This is a genomic window from Erwinia sp. JUb26, assembly GCF_003751505.1.
In the GTDB taxonomy this organism is placed as follows: domain Bacteria; phylum Pseudomonadota; class Gammaproteobacteria; order Enterobacterales; family Enterobacteriaceae; genus Erwinia.
In genome coordinates this window covers 180,377-201,137 of the sequence record NZ_RJVB01000004.1, presented here as the reverse complement: position 1 = coordinate 201,137, position 20,761 = coordinate 180,377, and the positions used below count along the sequence as shown (strand labels likewise).

Here is a 20,761-nt window from a genome sequence, read left to right as displayed (position 1 = left end):
GTGTTGCCTTTAACTACCCGGCTGAAGGCCGTTCAAAAATATCTGTGATTGCCTGATGCAGGTTTGTTCCATCCAGCTTCAGGCAGAACGCGATGTATGAACGGTCATTCAAATACGAAGGGGTTAAGGAACTGCCTTCTCCAAAAATAGCGGCGATCGATCTCAGTTAGCCTGGCTTCTTCGCAGACGGCGTCCCAGTGCTCACTTATTTTTTCGACCTGCCCATCAAAAATTTGCCCAGCTTCCGCCGGAGACAGCAGGAAATTATGCGCGGTTTCCATGCAGGCGCTGCGCTGGCTGAAGCGGTTATTACCGGCAATCAACATCGCCTGAGTGGCCTCATTTCCCGCCCGCCCCTGGGGGCAAATGTCATACGCTGGCGTCAGCGAAAGCTTTTTACCATCCCAAAAAGCGGCATGGTTACGAGCGTGGTCGTCGGTGTTGCCACAGAGGATGTTGAAACAGATGCGGGCGAACAGTTCACGCAATGTCTCAGCAGGGCGTTCAAAACGATGGCGAATCAGTTGTGCAAACTCTTCATAACTGGCATAACGCGCCATCATGTCATCCAGACCAAACAGCGTTAACGCCGACACCATCGAACGCCGTGTCCAACCAGCTTCTGCTCTAACACGATCGAAGCGCTCAATCAGCAGAATATCTTTGCCTGCGGCCTGCGTCAGACGAACCGGCGCACAGTTTAGTCCACATATCGTAGCCAGTCGCATGGCGATAAACTCCGCTTTCACCACGCTGTAAAGGTCGTTACTCGCCGAAAACTTTGCGATGTATTTTTTATCGTCTTCTTCAATGAGCGCTTTAGGCCGGGCACCGCCGATTGAACTGCCGTGAAATAATGCCTGGTCAAGCTCAGGGGTCAGCGGAACACCTTGTTCCACCCGTTCAGCTGAACGCAGCAGTTCTTCCATTGCCACATTTTTTGCGTAACGAGGTTCATATTCCGCTGCCGAACGCTGGAAATCCAGCGCGCCAATCCGATCGGAACCGGATTCAAGCAGGTAGGTCAACTCATCCAGCAACGCGGTATCCGTATCGGCACCGCGTATCCCCAACGTGCGGTTAATGATCACACGGCGTCCCCATGCATCCGGCGCACTGTCGCGGATTGATGAAGGCATCGTCAGGCCCGGCAGCAGGGGTAAAATACCGGGCTGCAACGGCAGTTCAGGCAGATAAAGCGGGATGGCAGGGGAGCGGACGCGGACGCGTTCCAGATAGCTGCGGCCATAGTTAAACACCAGTTTTCCGGTATTGTCGTAACTCAACCGTCCGGCGACCACCGGTGCAGTTTCACCTGGTAACCAAATCCATACAAATGCCTGCTGCGGTGCGTTCTCAGAAGTCATCAAACGTCTCCTTCGCTGGTTTACGAATCCTTTGTGGCATCAGGCTGAGCTTATCCTCGGTTTGCCTGCGATAGGCTATCAGCCGGTTGACGTCGGCTGTCGCATCGAAGAGAGGAATCCCGAGGAGTGCCGCCACTTCGAAAACAACCCCTAGCTCACACTTGGGATCGGCTTTTTCAATTCGCTGCAGCATACTCCGCGATATACCTGCTCGCTCTGCGAGTTCTGACTCCGTCATTTTTTGATTTTTACGTTCAAAACGGATCATTTCAGCGAACAATTTGATCGCCTCAAGGGTGTAGCGTGAGTAAACCCTCTGTATCGAACGCGGCATTTTGACCTCCTTAAAGGTCGTTAACCATCTTAGTGCATCATATAGAACTCAAAATACCATTTAGCTCTTGGATCTACAAACTAAATGGATGCTATATGAGTCTTAAAGGTGATTTATGACTCATATACGAGTCATAAGGGTGTTGATGGCGTGTCAATGATGTTTGAGCTGATGTTCGAACATTAGCTTTAAAATGCCCAGGCTCTGTACGGTCAAAATAAAGCGGCTTGCTCAAATTTCTTTCGGTACTCGCGTGGGCTCAGCTGGTTGTGCTGACTGAACACGCGTGAAAAATAAAGCGGGTCTTCATAGCCGACGGCGCGGGCAACCTGAGTGACATTCAGCTGTTTATACCGAAGTAAATCACAGGCACGTGAAATACGCTGCTGTTCACGCCAGCCGTAAATGGTATTGCCCATCTCTTTCCTGAATATATGAGTCAGGCGTGAGGCGGAAAGGAAGGTCATGCGCGCCAGTTCTTCGACTCGGGTATCTTCGCACAGGTGCTCATTGATGTAGTCGCAGACGGTCTGAATACGGGGGTCCCGGTTATGACGATTGCTGGCCGGCTGAAGCTGAAAGGCCTTCAGAATGATGCGTTCAAGCGCATTCATGGCCATGGCTTCCTGAAGCAGTGCCCCGACTGCATTACACGATATCACCTCTTTGAAGAGCTGAACCATTTGCTGGCTGTGCGATTTATCAGCAAGTAACATGCGGCCGATGTCACCCTGTTTATTGTCCCAGCGCAGCCAGTCAATCCAGTACGGGCGGGGGATAAAATAGATCCAGAGATGGTCCCAGGCAATGCTCTCTTTGGCCCTGCCGTAGTGATGAATCACGCCGGGCGGGAACAACAGCATCTCATCCTGCTGACAGTGAAACTCGCCGTCTGCATGATGAATGATCCCTTCACCTTTCAGCGTCAGGTTAATCATGTAGCCTTTCATTCCGTTGGGGCGGTGGATAAAAAAATCGAGTTTGCTGCCGGGGCTGATTGGGGTGAATCCGGAAACCATGAATGCGTTAAAGGTGAAGCTTCTCATGAGCGGAGAAAAGCTTAACATACCGGCTTCGTTCAGTTCTTCCATTGGTTCCCGTCCCTGTTTCAATACTGCAGATACTATAGGGAACCCCCTCCATTGCTGAAGGGGGGATGTACTCATTTTGTCGTAGAGATCACTTCAAATTTAGCAAACTGTCGCCGGTGGCTGAAGCGTCGGTGCGATCGGCCTGCTGATAACGACCGGCAGACAAATCCTGCGCGACCTGATGGTAGAACCGATCCAGCTTGTAAAACCAAAGCAGTATCAGGTTTAGCACCGCGAGGATGAGCGGGAAAAAGATAAACAGAAATTCGATAGTCCTGATGACGGTTTCAGACTGAGGGGCGCTTCCACCACTAACAAACCCGGCCGCGCCCAGGATCCAGCCTACGCTTGCCGTACCCAGCCCCATCCCCAGCGTCTGCCCCAGCGTACCGGCACTGAAGAGAATGCCTTCAATACGCAGCCCGGTTCGCCATTCACCGTAGTCGATGGTGTCTGCCAGCAGGGCGAACATGGTGGCACCAATACCGCAGAATCCTACGCTGCGTACCGCCGTGGCCATAATCACAAACAGCGCATTCTGCTTATCAAACAGCGGCAGCAGGTAAGCAATACAGCAAACGACTAACCCGAGCATGGCCAGGCGCCGCTTGCCCAGCTTTTTAAGCAGCATCGGGATGATCATCAGCGTAAGCAAGCCCGGTATGTACTGGGCCATGCTGATGTAGGCAATCAGTGAAACATCCGAAAGAACATATTTCGAGTAATACACCCCGACTGCCGACAACGCAGTGAGGCTGGTGAAGGTAATCATCAGATAGAAAAAGATGATCAGCCAGTAACGATTTGCCATGACTGAACGCGTAACCTGCCTGGCATTAATTCTCTGACTGTTGTCGCTGCTCACCGGTTCTACGCGCTCGCAGGTACCCAGCGCGGTCAGAAGCAGGAACAGGGCGGTGAACAAGCCAAATATAGCAAATACGATAATCCAGGACGTACTGCTGTTGCCGAAAAATGCCACCATCGGCAGGGTTAACACCCCAACGGTAAGCGATCCGCAGGTTGAGAACCCTTTCCGGAAGACACTCAATATGCCGCGCTGATAATTATCACGCGTGATCAACGCCAGGAGCGAGCCGTAGGCAATGTTGTTCGCGGTAAACATAATATTGGTCAGCAGATAGGTAATGCAGACGTACACCACTTTCAGTGTGTAGCTGACGTCCGGAATGGTCGACATCAGAAAGGCCGACAGGCCAAACGGGACGGCGGTCCACAGGACCCAGGGCCGGGCTTTGCCCAGGCGGGAGCGCGTCTTATCGATGCGTATACCGACGTAGATACAGATAATGCCATCCAGCACGCGGGCAAAGAACATCAGCGATCCCACCAGCAGAGCAGAGATGCCCACCACATCGGTGTAATAATACGCCAGAAAGGTCACCATTAACGTGTAGGTTAAGTTGGTGCCGTAATCGCCCACGCCAAAGGCCAGACGTTCCCGGGTGCCGATACGCTGCAGATCCTGATTCGATGAGTTAGAGTTCATCATTCTTTCTCCACTTCAAAAATCGCCACGTCCCAGTCAGCCAGTTCAAGCGCCTGCCCCTGCTGGTAACGCTGCCCGCTCAGTAACTCTTCGCCAGCCTTGAGTGGGAAGGAAAGGGTCTGAGGCTGGCTGGAATAGTTCAGGAAGAAAAGAACGGTATTGCCTGAACGGTTCACCGCGCGCCTGACCGTGACAGGATAACCTGGCGATATGGCTGCGACGTCCAGATCCGTTTTTTCAATCAATTGAAGCAGCACCGCCTCCACGGCCTCAGAACTGATGCTGCAGCCCACGTAGGTTGCCGTTCCGGCACCGTAACGGTTATGAACGATGGCCGCGTATTTATTCCAGTAGGGGTGCCGATAACTGGCCCAAACCTCGGCACCGGCATCGGCCTCCAGCAGCTCCATCCAGTCAGCTACAGCGGCTTTCCCGGCAGGAATGTCCAGCAGCCCGGACTGCAGGGTCACCTCGTGTGGCTCAACGAACAGCTGATAGCTTGCACCCACCGCTTCCCTGATGACGGCCGGCTGCCGGTCAGTTCTGACTTTGAGATGCTCATTAGCAAAGCCCGACCTGAAGGCGTACAGGATATGCCCGCCCCGTTCGGTAAACTGATTCAGGCGCTGCAGAGATGACTCAGAAACGGCGTATAGCAGGGGAGCAATCAGCAGCTGATAGCGGGACAGCCGGGGATCGTCAACGGTCAGAATGTCCACCTCAATGTTAAGGCGGTAAAGGGCATCATAATAAGCGCGAACGGTGTCGTTATACTGATGTTCCTTGTTACGACCAAACTGATGCCCGCTGTAAGGATGCCAGTCAACGGCGGTCAGTGAGTCGTGACTGACGAGCAGGGCGACGCGATTATGTTTTTTCAGGCCCGCAAGCTGCGGAGAAAGGCGGGCAAAGGCCTGCCCGACGTCTTTCGCCTCATCATAAACAGGGTTTGGCTGCAGATCGTGGCTGAGCAGTCCTTTCCAGTACGTTTCATAGGAGTTATGCAGGGAATGCCAGTGCCAGTAGCTTACCATCGCTGCGCCGGAAGCGATGTGGCTGAAAGCCTGAAGGCGGAGCTGGCCGGGGTAAGGGGTCCAGTTCTTAAACGCCTGCGCCTGCGTTTCCAGAACCAGATAGTTTGCGTCCTTCGTTGTGCGCGCAATGTCTCCGCAGAAGGCAATTTCCACCCCGGTAAGCTGATGCTGCCCCGGGTGATAAATATCCACGCCGGTAATGTCCAGCACCGACGATGCCGTGAAATGATCGACTTCACCGCGCACGCCAAAGGACCAGGTCCGCCACTCGAAATCGAAGTTATGGGTGATGAACTGACCGGGCAGGCGATACTCGCTGACCAGCGTTGCCTGCCAGGCCAGGAATTCTGTTACCAGGCCGCGCTGATAGCGCTGGAAGGCGGCGCCCAGGCTGGCGTTAATGGTACTTTCCAGCGGCGGAAAATCCTCCCAGGCGTTGATTCTGTTACTCCAGTAATCAAGGCCGTACTCGGCATTCAGCTTGTCGAGATTGCCATCGAACTGTTTTTTTAGCTGCTCAATAAAGCCCCTCTGAACGGGTGCTCCGCAGGTATCATAGTATTTAGTCTCATTATCGATTTGATACCCAATGACGGCCGGATGAGTGGCGGTGGCGGTCAGCAACTCGCGAATAATCCGCTCTGCATATCGCAGGTAAACAGGGCTGGTGATATCCATCTTTTGGCGGTGACCATATTTATTCACCCCCTGCGGGGTGGTGGCCATGACTGAAGGGTGCTTTTTCGCAAGCCATGCAGGAATGGCATAGGTTGGCGTACCGATGATAACGGCGATGTGGTTAGCATGCATACGGTCCAGAACGGTCAGCACGCTGGAAAAGTCAAAATCACCGTCCTGTCGTTCGTAGCTGCTCCACGTGCTTTCCGCAATACGAACCACATTGATGCCTGCCGCCTTCATCAGACGTATATCTTCATCCAGCCGTTCTTCAGGCATATATTCACGGTAGTAAGCCACACCATAGAGTAATTTTTCCACTTTTATCCTGCCTCTTATTTTAAGCGTTCGGCAGATAAATTAGAGGAAGTTGGTCGGTGATAGATAAAGCATGTCGCTGGCAACATAGAGAAACTCGCTGCCCGGTGAGTCTTATGAAGGTCATCACAAAAGGACGGCGTGAAGCATTAAATCATTTTGTTCTGGCTACTGTATTCGGAAGTTAATCCAGGGTATGTGACTCATTCCTGGTGTAAAAGCAGCTCAGAGCTGCCCTTGACCTCAACTTAACTTGAGGCTCTAGAATGCATGCTCTTAACTTCTATGGGCGAATTATGGATATGAACGAAATAGATGTTGGTTTCACGCACGTCGCATTTGTCGTTAGAAACTTAGGTAACAGTATTGCGTTTTATGAACGTTATGCCGGTATGTCTGTTGTTCACCAGCGCGAACCTGATGTTCCCGATGCGCGAAAAGTGGCATGGCTGAGCGATCGAACCCGCCCGTTTGCCCTCGTTTTGGTACAGTCAGATAATGTGACGGACACCCCATTAGGGAACTTCGGCCATCTGGGCGTTGCCTGTGCCAGCCGCCAGGAAATTGATGAAAAAATCAGTTTGGCACGTGCTGAAAATGTTTTGCGGAAAGAACCTGTAGATGCAGGCGACCCAGTGGGTTATTACGTTTTCTTCGCTGACCCAGACGGCAATACGTTGGAGCTTTCTTACGGACAGCGTGTTGGGCTGCAGGCCTCAGATAACGCTATAAAGCAATAGCAGCACAAAAAAATGCCTTCCGCCTGCTGGAGGGGAAGGCACTAATCCTAAACACTTTACATGCAGGCGGCGTTGTCACATCTTCGCAGATAGTAAAAAACTCCTGAAGAGGAGAATTTGGCAAGAGTAGGCCATCTTATGAGGGTAGAGGTGATATGGATGAGTTGGGTGCTGCTTCTGAGAGTTAATTTAACATAATTAGTATTATGCGCACTAAGGTTGTAGTGGCTCAATGCTAATGTCTATTTGTGGCTCATTAGGAATGTCCAGGCTATAGTTTTCAAATCTGTATGTCTAGTCAACGACTCACTTTTCCTGATGAGGAGTTTTCTATGGCTATACATGACGCCGGGATGTTCACCGTGAAAGAAATCAACCGCCTCAAAATCCTTCAGGATGTCATCGAACGTAACCTGCGTCCTGGTCAGGCTTGCGGACATGCTCGGCATCACGCCACGCCATTGCAGCCGTCTGCTGAAGCGTTATCGCCAGTCCGGGCCGCTTGGTATGAACAACCAGAGTCGCGGTCGCACGGGCAACCGCCTGTTGCCCGCGTCACTGACTGACCAGGCACTGAGTATCATACGAGAACGATATCGCGATTTTGGCCCCACACTGGCCCGGGAAAAACTGGAGGAAGTTCACGGCCTGCTCCTGAGCAAGGAAATCATCAGACGCCTTATGATAAAAGCCGGACTCTGGATCCCCCGAAGACAACGCGCACCGAAAATTCATCAGCCCCGTTACCGGCGGCCCTGTACTGGCGAGCTGATACAGATTGACGGCTGTGACCATCACTGGTTTGAAAACCGGGGTCGGCCCTGCAGGGCACTGGTCTATGTCGACGATGCCACCAGTCGTCTGATGCATCTGCTGTTTGTGAAATCTGAGTCCACCTTTACCTATTATGAAGCGACCCGTGGCTATATCGAGAAATACGGTAAGCCCATGATCCTCTACAGCGATAAAGCCAGCGTATTCAGAGTCAATAATAAGCACGCTACCACTGGTCCAGGTGAAACCCAGTTTGCCCGAGCCATGCGCTGCCTAAATATTATCCCGCTATGCGCGGAGACGAGCCAGGCAAAGGGGCGTGTGGAACGTGCCCACCTGACACTTCAGGACAGGCTGGTTAAGGAGCTCAGGCTTAAAGGGATCAGTACGATAGAAGCAGCGAATGCATTTGCTGAAGAATACATGGCTGATTATAACTGGCGCTTTGCCAAAGCACCCCTGCGTGATTTTAACGCACATCGGCCGCTGGCATTAGACGATGACCTGGATACGGAATTGACCTGGCGAGAGCCCCGTCGTGTGTCAAAAAGCCTGACTGTACAATACGATAAAATGCTCTATTTGATTGAGGACAACGAGTACAGTCGAAGAGCCATCGGCAAGTATATTGATGTCTGGCATTACCCTGACGGACATAAGGAGCTGCGACTAAATGGCGTGCTGCTGCCCTACTCCACCTATGACCGGCTTTCTGAGGTTGATCCCGTCGCAATTGTGGATAACAAGAGACTTGGCCATGTGTTGGATGTTGCCCGTCAGGTCCAGAGAAAACAGGACTATAATCGCTCACAGTCGTTACCTTGTTCTGGTGATGAGCCTTCCCGCAGACGGCACGCCCCTAGTATCAACAAATCCCAGCGCTCACTGAACGAAGATGACCTGCTTGAAGCTATGATAAAGCTTCAGGGGAGCTCTGAGGCCATCTTTGGTAAAAGGTGAGCTTGGCAGAATATACAATTAAAGCAATGGCTTCATCATGATTCAGAATAAAGTCGATATGCTGCTTCTATTAGTTTCAAAGCACGCCCCTTATTTGTTTCTGGATATTTTAGTTGACGCAAAGCATAAGAATATAGGCAGGCACTTACCTCCCTGTTCCCACGTTTGCGTGAATTGAGCCAGTCTCTGCAAAAACGAATTTCTGAAGCTATGGGGCATCCGTATAGATACAGTTCTATCGAACTCCAATTTTCTAAATTTTGATCAGTAGGCCAATCATACTTAGTTGCAGCAGGATGAAACAAGAAACTGCACTCAAGCGTGATCGGATCTAATAAACTAACCATTTCTCCAATGTCACCGTAGTCGATGAGTGATGAAGAGTTATCAGTTATATTAATTAGTATGTTTTCCCCATGAAGATCTCCATGCTGGATTGAAAAAGAACAACTTACATTGTGATCTTCAAAATTCATTGCAGAATCAAGGTTATAAAACTTCATTAACTCATAGGCGTGATCATCAGATAAAACTTTCTGTCGTATGCTTTTTATTGAGCACGTTTTCATCTCTCGAGCTTCATACCACACATCAAGAATACTTCTAGTGTTATTAAATAACCGCTCATTCATTACTCCTGCGGTTGAAGCACTAAAAAATGAGTGTTCATAGCTATGAGCAAACCCATAGAATACAGCACCATTGGATGCAGCTCCATGTTCGATTAAATCAATCAATCTAGGAGTGGCGCCAGGTGATAACCTTGATATAAAAGCACGATAATTCGATTCATCTTCATTTACTTTATTACTTGGGCCACATTTAGAAACGACCCTTAAAAAAACATTGCCATGATTATTGGATAGCTCCAATCCGTAGACTTTAGATACTGATAATCCACCACCTATAGCTTTTATTTTCGTAATGACACTACCCTGTTTTTTACTAAATATCCTTATCAATCTATCGTGCTCTACAGGAAGTTCAGTACTATCAAATTCAGCATCTAACTCCACATCAAATATATTATCAAATTTCCTCTTTAAATTATCAACAATACCAGACAGTGTCTCAAAATGTTCTTTCCTACAATGTTCAATTGTTGGGCCAGAAACTCCACTACCCCAGACATCCTTGTGAACTGAAGAAGATAGAAATTGCCCTATCATTTCAACTGTACTAGTTCCTGTCAAAATCAGAATGGGTGTACCTTTGAGATTTTTAACACATTTCGCAAGAACAGCTAGCCCATTCTGAGGATCTTTTTCGAATCCATTTTTTATTATTGGGAAATTCAGATCTAGTGTGATGTAGTCAAAAAAAATTCTTTTATCATCTAATATTTCATATGCTTCATTACGACATGTAGCTAAAGTAATCTCAATATTATCAAATACATCTTTAAATATTCTAGATATATTTTCAGCGATATCATCTTCATCTTCAACGATTAATAATTTAAAGGTCCTGTTTGACATTAAAAATTACCCCACCTTAAATTTAGCTTTGCTCCACCAGAAGCTATGTTTGAAAGAGTTACATCCCCACCTAAGTTCTCGACTGCCTGCTGGATAATTGCCATACCAAATCCAGTATGATTTGGCTTATTGGTATTCCCAATTTTAAAAGCAGCCTCTGGCGAACCTAGTAACCCTGTTCCTGTATCAATAATACTTACCCAATTGTCAACGTTAGTTGCACCCCAACAAATAGTAAGATCTCTGTCACTTAGATCATATGAATTGATTGATTCCAAAGCATTTCGTATGCCATTTGCAAGAGCAAGACATAAAATGCGCGGATCAGATTTAATGATACATGGCTGAACACCCTCATATATATATGAAATATTATCACAATGTTCTTCAGCAACTACATCTCTAATTAACTGGGCTAAATCAAACTCATGACTTTCCGGTTTTTTAGCAGTATACCTTAAACTTTCTATCGCACCGAACACACGTAGAATACTATCTACTACTTTTTTAGACCGACTGATTTCATATTCATGTACTTCACGTGCTAAATGTTCTTTCAACAATCCAATTTTAGGTGAAAGCTCATGTAAGATCGTTCCTGAAAACTCATCAATTGCCTCGCGTTTTAAGTATCTTACTCTCGCTTTGTCGGTCAAATCATCAGTTTCAGGAATACATTTCGAATCAGGAGTCATACGGTGTAAAGCTTTATCCAATGCCATACGCACATGTCTCACTAACTCCCTACTTCTTTGTTTCTCTAAACTAGGTCGGGCACTGGGAGTGTTATTTTCGATAAAATACCTTGCTGCATAAAACCTCTCATTAGCATCCGGAGAAACTAAACTTTTTAATGCATTGTCCAAATCATTTACCATAGAATTCTGCCCTACGATTGAAAGCATCTCTTCCCCCTTCCATGACATTTGATATTGAACAAACTATATTAATATCATCAAGGCCGCCTTCCGCAATAACATACCCACGTGTACCATCGGAATTTAGATGAATTACTGTTTCAGCATCACCTAAAACTGGCACATTGGCGTTATGCGATGAAACTATTATTTGACCATCTTTCGCGCGTCGTGTAATTGAGGAAATTAAAGTTTCCACAATAAATGCATTATCAATATGGTCTTCTGGCTGATCGACGACTAAGATACTCTCCTTGTGCTCTAAAATTATGGGCAATATCACTGTGCATCGCTGACCAGTAGAGAGTGAAGTAAAATCTTTATACTCAGACCCATCTAATAACTCTAGCTTTATTTCATCCTCTAACAAGACCGTAGCTATCTTATCAGTGGATTGCTTTAAACTATTGATAATTTTTAATGCTCGATCTTTAGATATTGAAACCAATGAAGTAAAGCCATCTAAATCGTTTGATTCCAATATATCAATTAACACCACTGGAGGAATTGATGCACTAATAATTGGCGCAATGTCGTTATATCTAATACCTCCACCTTTCAAGGCATTTATAAGCACCTGCTGATATTCATCCAATCTGTTTGCAACTTCGATACTTACTTTAATCTTAGGCTTTAGTGCCTGATTTAATTCGCTGCATTTAGCCACGCGCATATCAGACCTCTGCTTCCTTATTTCACAAAGAGTCTTAAGTGATTTATCCCTTTTGCTTTTCAAATCAAAAATCTTAACATTCTTCTCGGAATTATTTATCTTTACATTTTCTAAATTTATTATTGACTGCTGAAGCGCCTGACGTTTTCTTGCTAATTCACCGGCGCCTTCCTGTATTTTATCAATGTCGGAACGCAACACTTGCCCTTGCTTGGTTACGTCTTGCATTTTATTTTGCAACCCGGAAAGGTCATTGGATACATCATTCATTAGACTATCAAATTTAGCGATTATAGATGTTATATAATTACTCACTGAATTTAAATCATCACATATTTCTGCGTCACTAGGGTTCTCACTTAATACCCATGCTTCCATTTCTTGCTTACCAATTAAGAAAGAATTTAAATAACCCTTAAATGAATTTATTGCTTCTATTTTTTTATGGTTTTTCTCAGTATTTGCTTTTAAGTTAAAGTAAGTCTCACTCAACTTATTTAAATCATTTGACTTTGTTTTTGCAATTTCAGAAATACCAGATATTTTTTTCTCTTCTAATTCAAGTAAAACCATCTCCTCTCTGAGTTTAGGTAGCATCAATAATTTCTCCTCGATATCATCAACACTTGATGATAATGAGAGAATTTCAGATGCATAGGATTCTACGATGGCTACTTCAGCATACTCTTGTTGTCGAATAGTGTCTAATCCAGATAAAAAATCGTCAATAAGTTTCATTCTTCCTGAAGAAGTTAACCCAACATTTTCAATTTCTGTCTGAGAAAATATCAATGGCGTTTTTAAATCACGATTTATTGGCGGTACAGGCTCACTCTCACCAGTTCTAGTATACGATACAGTCTCACTTCCATCACATATCGTAACGGTTATTTGCCCATCACTAAGCACTGATTTAGCATGCGATATTGCCTTGTTGTTGGATTCAACAGTATGTCCTTTTACATCTAAACAATATCTAATTAGTTCAATAAATGTCGATTTCCCTGTTCCTCGTGCACCTATTATTGTATTTAAACCACGTTTAAGTGAGACATCTAATCCATCTAGAAATCCGCCTTCAATCTGCACGCGACTAATGTATAAATTACTCATAAAAAATTTCACCTCGGCAAACTAACAAACCGTAAAGATCAAGAAAGATCACATTTTCCTTTTTAAAACCTTTCATTAAAAATTTTCCATATTGATATGTTCTTATCCATGGTCATAAATTTTGTTATGATTTCATATGTTAACCATTTAGATCCGCTCAGATTACTATAGTAATGTGTACTAACCAGCCCTATGAATCCCATCGTAATTGCCCAGCCTATAGTTTGTTTTTTTCTGAATCCAACACGATTTAGATAAAAATGTTATAAACACTTAACTATCTTGTAAAATGAACTGTTTCAGACATATTCATTCATATTGTTTACCAATTTATTCTTAACAGTAAGCTATATCAAGTAAATTTGCTGTTAACACAACGGGATGCCGCAAGTGGCTTGAATACCTGCAGTAGCCCTTAGCCATGACCTGCCCCCAAGATTAGATACAACCTTCAATTAGTAATGTCGGTTGGTTTTTCTTCATATTTCCCGTTTCGCCAGTCGGTAATCCTCTCGAAAAACCGGTGTGTTCATAAGTACAATTTTCTCGTAATCTGAACCGGGGAGCTCTCTATGAAAAAATCACGTTTTACCGACAGCCAGATCAAGGCCGTTCTGAAGCAGGCAGAGGTCGGTACGCCGGTGGCTGAACTGTGCCGCGAGCATGGCATGAGCAGTGGCAGTTTCTATAAATGGTATTCACGCTATGGCGGTATGGACGCCTCCATGATGACCCGTCTGAAAGAGCTGGAAGACGAAAACCGCCGCCTAAAAAAGATGTATGCCGAAGAACGCCTCAAAACCGACATTCTTCAGGAGGCCATGGCAAAACCATCGCGTCGAAAACGGATGGCACAGGACGCAGTCAGAGCCAGAAGAGTCAGCATAATCATCCACAAAAGCCGTGAAACGTTGTGCTGGCTGAAAGCAAACCCGAAGTCCATGGTGTTTTACCAGCCGGTTTACTCGCCGTGGTTCAATCATGTCGAACGGTTGTGGCAGGCGCTTCAATTTCCCTAAACCGTAAGAGCAGTTTAACCGAGATATATTTTTCCTTATTAGACATTCCTAATGAGCCAGTAATTAGACATTTCTACTGAGCTTTGACAATGTTGTTAGCGCAATTTAGTAATCTCACTTTGGGGATGCAGACGATAACCTAGACCTGATATTTAGCTGAATAGCGAACATTTAAAAGCAGCTTCAACAATTATTGTAACAGCAAAACCCTAATATCCGCCTCGAATATACGGATATTTCTATTGATCTAGTTATTTTGAGAACCTAATAAACTTCCGCATAAGCAATGCTATAAAAAGCATGACGAAAACGTACATATATCACAAATATTATCTTATTCTCGACCACGAATAACGTTGCAGTGGCATCAATTAAAAATACCAATACAACAGGAAACAGGACATGAGAATAAGATCTTTCGGCTGGGTATTTACCTTGCTGGCGTTGGCTGCACAAAGTGCCATCGCCGCCCCCGACCTGAGCAAGACCACCTTGAGCGTGGCCAGCACCGGCTGGAAAGTCGAACAGGCGGTGTTAAAGCTGGCGAAACTGGACGATACACCCTATCGCGTTACGTATCAGGCCTTCCAGGGCGGCGCGCTGGGGCTGGAAGCAATGGCGGCCAACAAAGTGGATTTCGCCGTCACCAGCGAAATTCCGCCGGTATTTGCGTCGCTGGCAGCAAATAAGGGTAATTTCAAAATTATCGCGATTAAAAACAGCTCCACCCTGCATCAGGAATTGATCGTTCCGCCCAATTCGCCGATAAAAAGCGTGGCGGAATTAAAAGGCAAACGCGTCGGCTATATTAAATCCACCACCGCCCATTATTTCCTGTATCAGATGCTGAAAAACGCCGGTCTGAAATGGGACGACATTCAGCGTGTAGAAATTACCACCGCCGATGGCGTCACCGCGCTATTCAGCGGCGGTATCGACGCCTTCGCCAGCTACGGCAACTCGATTAAAGCCGCCGAACTGCGCGGCGCTACCCAGTTGGCCAGCGCCGAGAATATTCTGTCCGGCAATTTCCCGATTGCGGCGTCAGAAATTTCGCTGCAAGACCCTGGTAAACGCGCCGCCTTCGCCGACTATATCGGCCGCCTGAACGCCGCTTACCACTATGCCGAAACGCACCCGGAAGCCTGGGCTAAAGTATCAGCCGACCCGACCGGCCGCCCCTACGACGTGGCACTGGCGGACATCAAAGCAGAGTACGTCCAGGGCCCATCCCACTACCTCGTGGTTTCGCCTGAAGCGCTCAAGTCCCAGCAGGACGTAGCCGACACGCTGTACGCCACCGGGCTGCTGGAAAAACCGGCCGATGTCGCCACATTCTACGACTCGACGCTGGACGTTCCTATCAATCAGGCCCTTGCCAAATACCTTCCCCGATAACTTCACGGAATGACCGCCATGCAGAAAAATCATCCCGTTTCACTCGCCGCCGAGTCGGTGATTCAGCCGCCGCGCGTTATCTCACCGCCGCGCTTCAAACCTGCGCTGGCGCGGCTGCTGCGCCTGCTCGCCCCCTGGCTTCTGCCAATAGTACTGCTGATCGTCTGGCACCTTTCCAGCCTGAACGAAGCCAGCCGCTCCATTCTGCCGTCGCCGCTTGAGGTGGTAACGCGCGCCATCACCAGTCTGGAGAACGGCGATCTGGCCGAAAGCATGTACGTCAGCGCCCGGCGCGCCATCGCCGGTTTCCTGCTCGGCGGCAGCATCGGCTTCGTGCTCGGCCTGCTCAACGGTGTGTCGCGGCGGGCTGAAATTACCCTCAGCACCACGATCAACATGGTGCACAACATCCCGGTGCTGGCGGTGATCTCGCTGTTTATCGTCTGGTTTGGCATCGGCGAGGAAGTGAAAATCGCCATGGTGGCGTTCGGCGTGTTTTTCCCGGTGTACGTCAATACCTTCCACGGCATCAGGAACATCGATCGCGGTCTGCTGGAAATGGGCAAGGTCTACGGCTTCACGCCGCTGCAAATGTTCCGCGACATCATCTTCCCCGGCGCGCTGCCTTCGATTCTGGTCGGTGTGCGGCTGTCGCTGAGCATCATGTGGCTGGTGCTGATAGCCGCTGAAACCATCGCCTCCGACGCCGGTATCGGCTACATGGCCATCACCGGCCGCGAGCTGATGCAAATGGACAAAGTGGTACTCAGCATCATCATCTACGCGCTGCTCGGCAAACTGTCCGACGTCATCGCCTCGTCGCTGATGCGCCGGGTGCTGCGCTGGCGCAACCAATAGGAACTCCATCATGACGTCCCCCAACGGCTACGGCATTACCCTCGACAACGTCAGCAAGCGTTTCGGCGACGTGCCCATTCTCAACAACGTTAGCCTGACGCTGGCGCCCGGCGAGTTCGTCGCCATCGTCGGCCACAGCGGCTGCGGCAAAAGCACGCTGCTGCGCATGATCGCCGGGCTGGAACAGCCTACCAGCGGCACCATCGCCATTGACCGTCAGCCGATCGACGGCGTCAATCCGCACGTCCGCGTGCTGTTTCAAGAAGCGCGTCTGCTGCCCTGGCGCAGCGTGCTGGACAACGTACGTTCCGGCTCTCCGAACCGGGACGACGACGTGGCGCGAAGCGTGCTGGCCAAAGTCGGGCTGGCCGATAAGCAGCGCAGCTGGCCGGGCGTGCTGTCCGGCGGGCAGAAACAGAGGGTGGCGCTGGCGCGCGCACTGGTGGCCGAACCGCGCGTGCTGCTGCTGGACGAACCGCTCGGTGCGCTGGACGCACTCACCCGCCTCGACATGCAGGCGCTGATCGAGAATGTCTGGCTGGAGCAGCGCTTCACCGGCATTTTGGTTACCCATGACGTGGACGAAGCCGTGCGGCTGGCGGACCGGGTGATCGTCATGGCGCACCAGCACATCGCGCTGGATGTTCGTATCGAGCTCAGCCGCCCGCACACCGCCGAAGAGGACCAGTTGCACTACAAGAAACTGATCCTCAGCAAGATCCTGAACCAGCCTGAACATCAGAGCCCACAGGCAGAATTCACCATCTAAGAGGAATCATCATGCTCACTATCAAGACACCGGAACAGTATCTCAACCAGCCCGATCTGCTGTCGCAGGCGGGCGAGCACATCTCACGCTACGGCAAACGCGCCTTTATCATCACCGGCCAGACCGCGTTCGAAAAGGTCGGCGCCACGCTGACCGCCAGTCTGGAAGAGCAGCGTATCGCCCACCAGGCGGTAACGCTCACCGGCTACCCGACGCGGCGCGTCATCGAGCTGTTCAGCCAGCAGGCTAAAGACTTTACCGCCGACGTGATTATCGCCATTGGCGGCGGCCGGGTGTGCGACACCGCCAAAGTGGTGGGCGATCGGCTCGGCCTGCCGGTAGTGGCCGTGCCCACTATCGCCGCCACCTGCGCCGCCTGGGCGGCGGTGTCGATCCTGTACGACGAAGAGGGCGACTTCGACGCCGTACACCTCAACCGCCGTTCCCCGGTGCTGGTGCTGGCCGATACCAAAGTGATTCTGGCCGCCCCGGCGCGCTACACCCACGCAGGGGTGCTCGACACGCTTGCCAAATGGTACGAAACCGAGCCGAACCATACGCCGGACGTCCATTCGCTCACTCTGCCGCAGATGATCCACACCGCGCGCCTGGCGTTCGACGTGCTTTCGCGTCAGGCAAGGCAGGCCATTGAAGAGGGGCAACGCGGCGTGGTGACGCAGGCCGGGCTGGACACGGTCGACGCCATCATCTATCTGGCAGGACAGGTCGGCACCCTGCACGACGGTCGGCACTTCGGCGGCTTCGCCCACCCGTATTATCAGGCCTCCACCCGACTGGCCCATACCCGCTACCGCCTGCACGGCGACAAGGTGGCGCTGGGGCTGCTGACGCAGTTCGTTATCAGCGGCATCGACTACGACAGCTTCCGCGAGCGCGTGCAGCTGTTCGAACAGTTTAGCCTGGCGCTGACGCTGGAAGAGATCGGCATCAGCGACGACATCGACGCCGATATCGCCCTGCTGGCGCAGGAAACCTTCAGTGAGCTGCAACGCCTGACGCGCCTGCCCTTCGCCTCCGGCCCGCAGCAGATTGAAACCGCCATCCGCCAGACCGACCGCTGGGTACGGCAGATCCGTGCCGTCGTTCCACACCACACCGCCGCCTGACAGGAGCCTTAAATGATCCCGACCCATCGTAAAATCCTTGACGAGCTCAGTCCGTTCATACCGGCGAGAACGTTGGAAGCCACCCGGCAGGAGCTGGGCACGCACCAGATCCTCAATCTGTCGGCTAACGAGAACACCTTCGGCCTGTCGCCGCGGGTGAAGCAGGCGCTGCTCGACCACTGGGACGATCTCAGCTACTACCCTGACTCCACCGCCTCCGCGCTGCGGCGGCAAGTGGCCGACTATCATCAACTGCCGCCCGAACAGCTGATTTTCGGCACCGGCTCTTTCCAGTTGATTGAGCTGGTCGCCCAGACGTTTCTGTCGCCGGGTGATGAAGCCATCGCGCTGACGCCGTCCTTCCCCTACTACTACAACGCCACCCGTCAGATGGAAGCCCGTTTCGTTTCCGTGCCGCTGCGCGATTTCGCCATCGATCTGGAGCCGCTCAAACAGGCAATTAACGACAAGACCCGCGTCATCTGGCTGTGCAATCCCAACAACCCGGCTGGCGGCATCGTGACCGAGCCGACTCTCCGCCAGTTTCTCCAGTCGATCCCACGCGATATCGTGGTGGTGCTGGATGAGGCCTATGTGGATTTCGTCGACGACCCGGATTTCCCGGACAGCCCGCGCCTGCTGCGCGAGTTCGGCAATCTGGTCATCCTGCGCACCTTCTCCAAGGCCTACGGACTGGCATCGTTCCGCATCGGCTACGGCATCGCCCGCCCGGAACTGATCGACCTGATGAGCCGCCTGCACCTGCCGGTCAACATCAGCACGCCGTCGCAGCTGGCCGCCGCCGCCAGTCTGGCGGATCGGGAGTATTACCGGCGGGTCGTCGATGGCGTTAAGGCGGGACGGGAACTGTACTACCGGACGCTGGACGCGCTGGGACTGCGCTACATCCGCTCACACGGCAATTTCGTGCTGTTCCATACCGGGCTGCCGAACAGCCAGCCGGTGGTCGACGTCTATTACCAACAGGGGATTTTGATTCGTCCGGGCGAGGGATTCGGCCTGCCGGGATGGCTACGCGTCACCATTGGCACGCCGGAAGAGAACCAGCGGGTGCTGGCGCTGCTGCCGCAGGCGCTGGTACAAACCGGGAACGCTCTGGATGTTGTCGTTTAATCCCGTTCGGGGACCGACGTGAATGTCAAAAAATGGCCCGCCACAGCTTCGGGCCAGTCTTTAACTGTCTGCGCTGTGTGGAAAAATCCCTGATTAAAGAATGCGTTGACCTGCCCCCGGGATTAGATACAACGCACAGTTAGTCCTGTCTGACCCTTCACTATCAGAATGACGCTTTCTTCACCCCGCAGGCAGTGTAAAGCGGGTGATAATTTCAATCGGAAGACACGTCTGCGAACTCACGGGCTGTTGCATGACCAGCGCGGTCAGCTTCTCGGCGGTTACGGTCAGCAGCTGGGAAATATCCTGAGTCAGGATATAGTCGATCTTCTCTTCACGAATCAGCTTTTCCGTGACGTTATTCACTTCGTGGGTCACCACCACAGGCCTGACCAAACCGGCATATTCATCCAGCGCTGAGGCCAGTCCTGCATTGCCGCCGGCAACGTTATACACGGCGCACAGGTTTGGTGCCTTGCTGAAGAGTTCTTTTGCCGCATGGTAAGTCTGTTCGGTGTTATCGTTGCCGGATACCACTTCAAGTACCTGAACGGACGGCAGCGTTTTACGAATTTGTGCGCGAAACCCGATCTCGCGGTCATCGTGACAGCTGTAGGAAAGCGTGCCGACTATCACCGCAACACAGGGGTTTTCTTCCCGCTGTAAGTGTCTGCCAAGAATAAAGCCTGCCGCCTGCCCCGCTGCACGGTTGTTAATACCCACGTAGGCATCACGCGCTTCAGGATCGAGGTCGCTGACCAGCGCAACAATGTGTTTTCCCTGCTGGCGAAGTTTTTGTATGGCCGCATTGATAACCGGCGTGTTTTTAGCCACTACGGCAAGGCCATCGGTGTGCTCAGCCTGCTTGATGAGCAGCTGCACAACGGCATCATCGTCTACGTCGGAACAGCTGACAAGGTCAAGCGTAATACCCTGATTACCCAGCTTATCTTGTATCCTGTCCGCTGCACTCTGCACGGACTCGTTATACTCCGCGCCCGCCTGAACCACTACGCCAAAGCGCGCAGCGAACTTTTCGCTGTGAAGCGACCGTTCGGAACTGACTTCATCCGCCGCAGCAACCAGCAGGTTTGAATAAGCACGCTGAACGGTCTCAACCGTTCTGGCTTTAACCCCAGGACGGTTGTTGAGCACCCGGTCAATGGTTGCTCTGCTGAGCTGCGTCGCAGTAACCAGCTCTTTCATCGTCGGTTTACGGTTCATAAACAACAACCTGTCTCCTGTTATGGCCTGCGCCGATGTTACTCGATCCCGCTCAGGAAAGCCTCAAGAAAGCCTCAGGAAATCTTTTTGATTCTTAATACCTCAACGCAGATCTCATTTTAAGAAATCATCTGCAGGCGAAAGAAACGCCGCACCCGGCAGATGATGTGAACAGGGCTGTACGGTTAAGCGGGCCTGTAGTCTGGCCCACTTTCCGTTATTTGCAGAAAACACGCTGGCGGATG

15 protein-coding genes and 3 pseudogenes are annotated in these 20,761 nt (G+C 50.4%); 9 read left to right on the top strand and 9 right to left on the bottom strand.

The window, feature by feature from the left end; all coding sequences use genetic code 11:
- Window positions 1-104: 104 nt before the first annotated feature.
- The 5 genes from EC836_RS12485 to EC836_RS12465 all read right to left on the bottom strand — a co-directional run bounded on the left by EC836_RS12485 (window position 105) and on the right by EC836_RS12465 (window position 6,335).
- Window positions 105-1,367, bottom strand: coding sequence for a type II toxin-antitoxin system HipA family toxin (locus tag EC836_RS12485; RefSeq protein WP_123333514.1), 1,263 nt, complete (start codon window positions 1,365-1,367; stop codon window positions 105-107).
- Complete coding sequence (locus EC836_RS12480; protein ID WP_123333512.1) at window positions 1,357-1,701, bottom strand: helix-turn-helix domain-containing protein; 345 nt, start codon at window positions 1,699-1,701, stop codon at window positions 1,357-1,359. Before EC836_RS12480 ends, EC836_RS12485 begins: the two co-directional genes overlap by 11 nt.
- A gap of 212 nt (window positions 1,702-1,913) precedes the next feature.
- Window positions 1,914-2,792 carry an arabinose operon transcriptional regulator AraC gene (gene araC / locus EC836_RS12475; RefSeq protein WP_123333509.1) on the bottom strand — a complete coding sequence of 293 codons (879 nt, stop codon included), beginning with the start codon at window positions 2,790-2,792 and terminating at the stop codon, window positions 1,914-1,916.
- Between the two features lie 88 nt (window positions 2,793-2,880).
- Window positions 2,881-4,305 carry an MFS transporter gene (locus EC836_RS12470; RefSeq protein WP_123333507.1) on the bottom strand — a complete coding sequence of 475 codons (1,425 nt, stop codon included), beginning with the start codon at window positions 4,303-4,305 and terminating at the stop codon, window positions 2,881-2,883.
- Window positions 4,302-6,335, bottom strand: a complete 2,034-nt coding sequence (locus tag EC836_RS12465) for a beta-galactosidase (protein WP_123333505.1) — start codon at window positions 6,333-6,335, stop codon at window positions 4,302-4,304. Before EC836_RS12465 ends, EC836_RS12470 begins: the two co-directional genes overlap by 4 nt.
- A gap of 299 nt (window positions 6,336-6,634) precedes the next feature.
- Between EC836_RS12465 and EC836_RS12460 the strand changes: the two genes are divergently transcribed.
- Window positions 6,635-7,072 (top strand): VOC family protein, encoded by a 438-nt coding sequence (locus EC836_RS12460; RefSeq protein WP_123333942.1) that lies wholly within the window; start codon window positions 6,635-6,637, stop codon window positions 7,070-7,072.
- A 332-nt stretch (window positions 7,073-7,404) separates the two neighbouring features.
- Window positions 7,405-8,806: pseudogene (locus EC836_RS12455) on the top strand (ISNCY family transposase).
- Between the two features lie 35 nt (window positions 8,807-8,841).
- On the opposite strand, the gene EC836_RS12450 reads toward EC836_RS12455, so the two are convergent.
- The 3 genes from EC836_RS12450 to EC836_RS12440 are packed head-to-tail and all read right to left on the bottom strand — an operon-like array spanning window position 8,842 to window position 12,987.
- Window positions 8,842-10,284, bottom strand: coding sequence for a response regulator (locus EC836_RS12450; RefSeq protein WP_123333503.1), 1,443 nt, complete (start codon window positions 10,282-10,284; stop codon window positions 8,842-8,844).
- Entirely contained in the window at window positions 10,284-11,189 is a 906-nt protein-coding gene (locus tag EC836_RS12445; protein ID WP_123333501.1) for a HAMP domain-containing sensor histidine kinase, read from the bottom strand. The genes EC836_RS12450 and EC836_RS12445 overlap by 1 nt, the downstream gene beginning before the upstream one ends.
- Entirely contained in the window at window positions 11,152-12,987 is a 1,836-nt protein-coding gene (locus EC836_RS12440) for an AAA family ATPase (RefSeq protein ID WP_123333499.1), read from the bottom strand. Before EC836_RS12440 ends, EC836_RS12445 begins: the two co-directional genes overlap by 38 nt.
- A gap of 572 nt (window positions 12,988-13,559) precedes the next feature.
- Here EC836_RS12440 and EC836_RS12435 point away from each other — a divergent pair.
- From EC836_RS12435 to hisC, 7 genes and pseudogenes are all read left to right on the top strand, one after another.
- Window positions 13,560-13,874 (top strand): annotated as a pseudogene (locus EC836_RS12435) (transposase); the annotation flags it as partial.
- A pseudogene (locus EC836_RS25130) lies at window positions 13,875-13,994 on the top strand (IS630 family transposase); the annotation flags it as partial. It lies immediately after the preceding pseudogene.
- A 414-nt stretch (window positions 13,995-14,408) separates the two neighbouring features.
- The gene (locus EC836_RS12425; protein WP_123333497.1) at window positions 14,409-15,404 is read left to right on the top strand and encodes an ABC transporter substrate-binding protein; all 996 of its coding nucleotides are present in this window, start codon (window positions 14,409-14,411) and stop codon (window positions 15,402-15,404) included.
- An 18-nt stretch (window positions 15,405-15,422) separates the two neighbouring features.
- Window positions 15,423-16,262 (top strand): ABC transporter permease subunit, encoded by an 840-nt coding sequence (locus EC836_RS12420; protein ID WP_199735136.1) that lies wholly within the window; start codon window positions 15,423-15,425, stop codon window positions 16,260-16,262.
- 10 nt (window positions 16,263-16,272) lie between these two features.
- Complete coding sequence (locus tag EC836_RS12415; RefSeq protein WP_123333495.1) at window positions 16,273-17,031, top strand: ABC transporter ATP-binding protein; 759 nt, start codon at window positions 16,273-16,275, stop codon at window positions 17,029-17,031.
- Between the two features lie 11 nt (window positions 17,032-17,042).
- The gene (locus EC836_RS12410) at window positions 17,043-18,158 is read left to right on the top strand and encodes an iron-containing alcohol dehydrogenase family protein (protein ID WP_123333493.1); all 1,116 of its coding nucleotides are present in this window, start codon (window positions 17,043-17,045) and stop codon (window positions 18,156-18,158) included.
- Between the two features lie 12 nt (window positions 18,159-18,170).
- Window positions 18,171-19,292, top strand: a complete 1,122-nt coding sequence (gene hisC / locus EC836_RS12405) for a histidinol-phosphate transaminase (protein WP_123333491.1) — start codon at window positions 18,171-18,173, stop codon at window positions 19,290-19,292.
- A gap of 180 nt (window positions 19,293-19,472) precedes the next feature.
- On the opposite strand, the gene EC836_RS12400 is transcribed toward hisC, so the two are convergent.
- Window positions 19,473-20,516, bottom strand: a complete 1,044-nt coding sequence (locus tag EC836_RS12400) for a LacI family DNA-binding transcriptional regulator (protein WP_123333489.1) — start codon at window positions 20,514-20,516, stop codon at window positions 19,473-19,475.
- Window positions 20,517-20,761 lie beyond the last annotated feature (245 nt).

Coding starts and splice junctions, on each gene's coding strand:
- EC836_RS12485 (WP_123333514.1), bottom strand. CDS start 1,367: ATGACTTCTGAGAACGCACCGCAGCAGGCATTTGTATGGATTTGGTTA.
- EC836_RS12480 (WP_123333512.1), bottom strand. CDS start 1,701: ATGCCGCGTTCGATACAGAGGGTTTACTCACGCTACACCCTTGAGGCG.
- araC (WP_123333509.1), bottom strand. CDS start 2,792: ATGGAAGAACTGAACGAAGCCGGTATGTTAAGCTTTTCTCCGCTCATG.
- EC836_RS12470 (WP_123333507.1), bottom strand. CDS start 4,305: ATGATGAACTCTAACTCATCGAATCAGGATCTGCAGCGTATCGGCACC.
- EC836_RS12460 (WP_123333942.1), top strand. CDS start 6,635: ATGAACGAAATAGATGTTGGTTTCACGCACGTCGCATTTGTCGTTAGA.
- EC836_RS12450 (WP_123333503.1), bottom strand. CDS start 10,284: ATGTCAAACAGGACCTTTAAATTATTAATCGTTGAAGATGAAGATGAT.
- EC836_RS12445 (WP_123333501.1), bottom strand. CDS start 11,189: ATGCTTTCAATCGTAGGGCAGAATTCTATGGTAAATGATTTGGACAAT.
- EC836_RS12440 (WP_123333499.1), bottom strand. CDS start 12,987: ATGAGTAATTTATACATTAGTCGCGTGCAGATTGAAGGCGGATTTCTA.
- EC836_RS12425 (WP_123333497.1), top strand. CDS start 14,409: ATGAGAATAAGATCTTTCGGCTGGGTATTTACCTTGCTGGCGTTGGCT.
- EC836_RS12420 (WP_199735136.1), top strand. CDS start 15,423: ATGCAGAAAAATCATCCCGTTTCACTCGCCGCCGAGTCGGTGATTCAG.
- EC836_RS12415 (WP_123333495.1), top strand. CDS start 16,273: ATGACGTCCCCCAACGGCTACGGCATTACCCTCGACAACGTCAGCAAG.
- EC836_RS12410 (WP_123333493.1), top strand. CDS start 17,043: ATGCTCACTATCAAGACACCGGAACAGTATCTCAACCAGCCCGATCTG.
- hisC (WP_123333491.1), top strand. CDS start 18,171: ATGATCCCGACCCATCGTAAAATCCTTGACGAGCTCAGTCCGTTCATA.
- EC836_RS12400 (WP_123333489.1), bottom strand. CDS start 20,516: ATGAACCGTAAACCGACGATGAAAGAGCTGGTTACTGCGACGCAGCTC.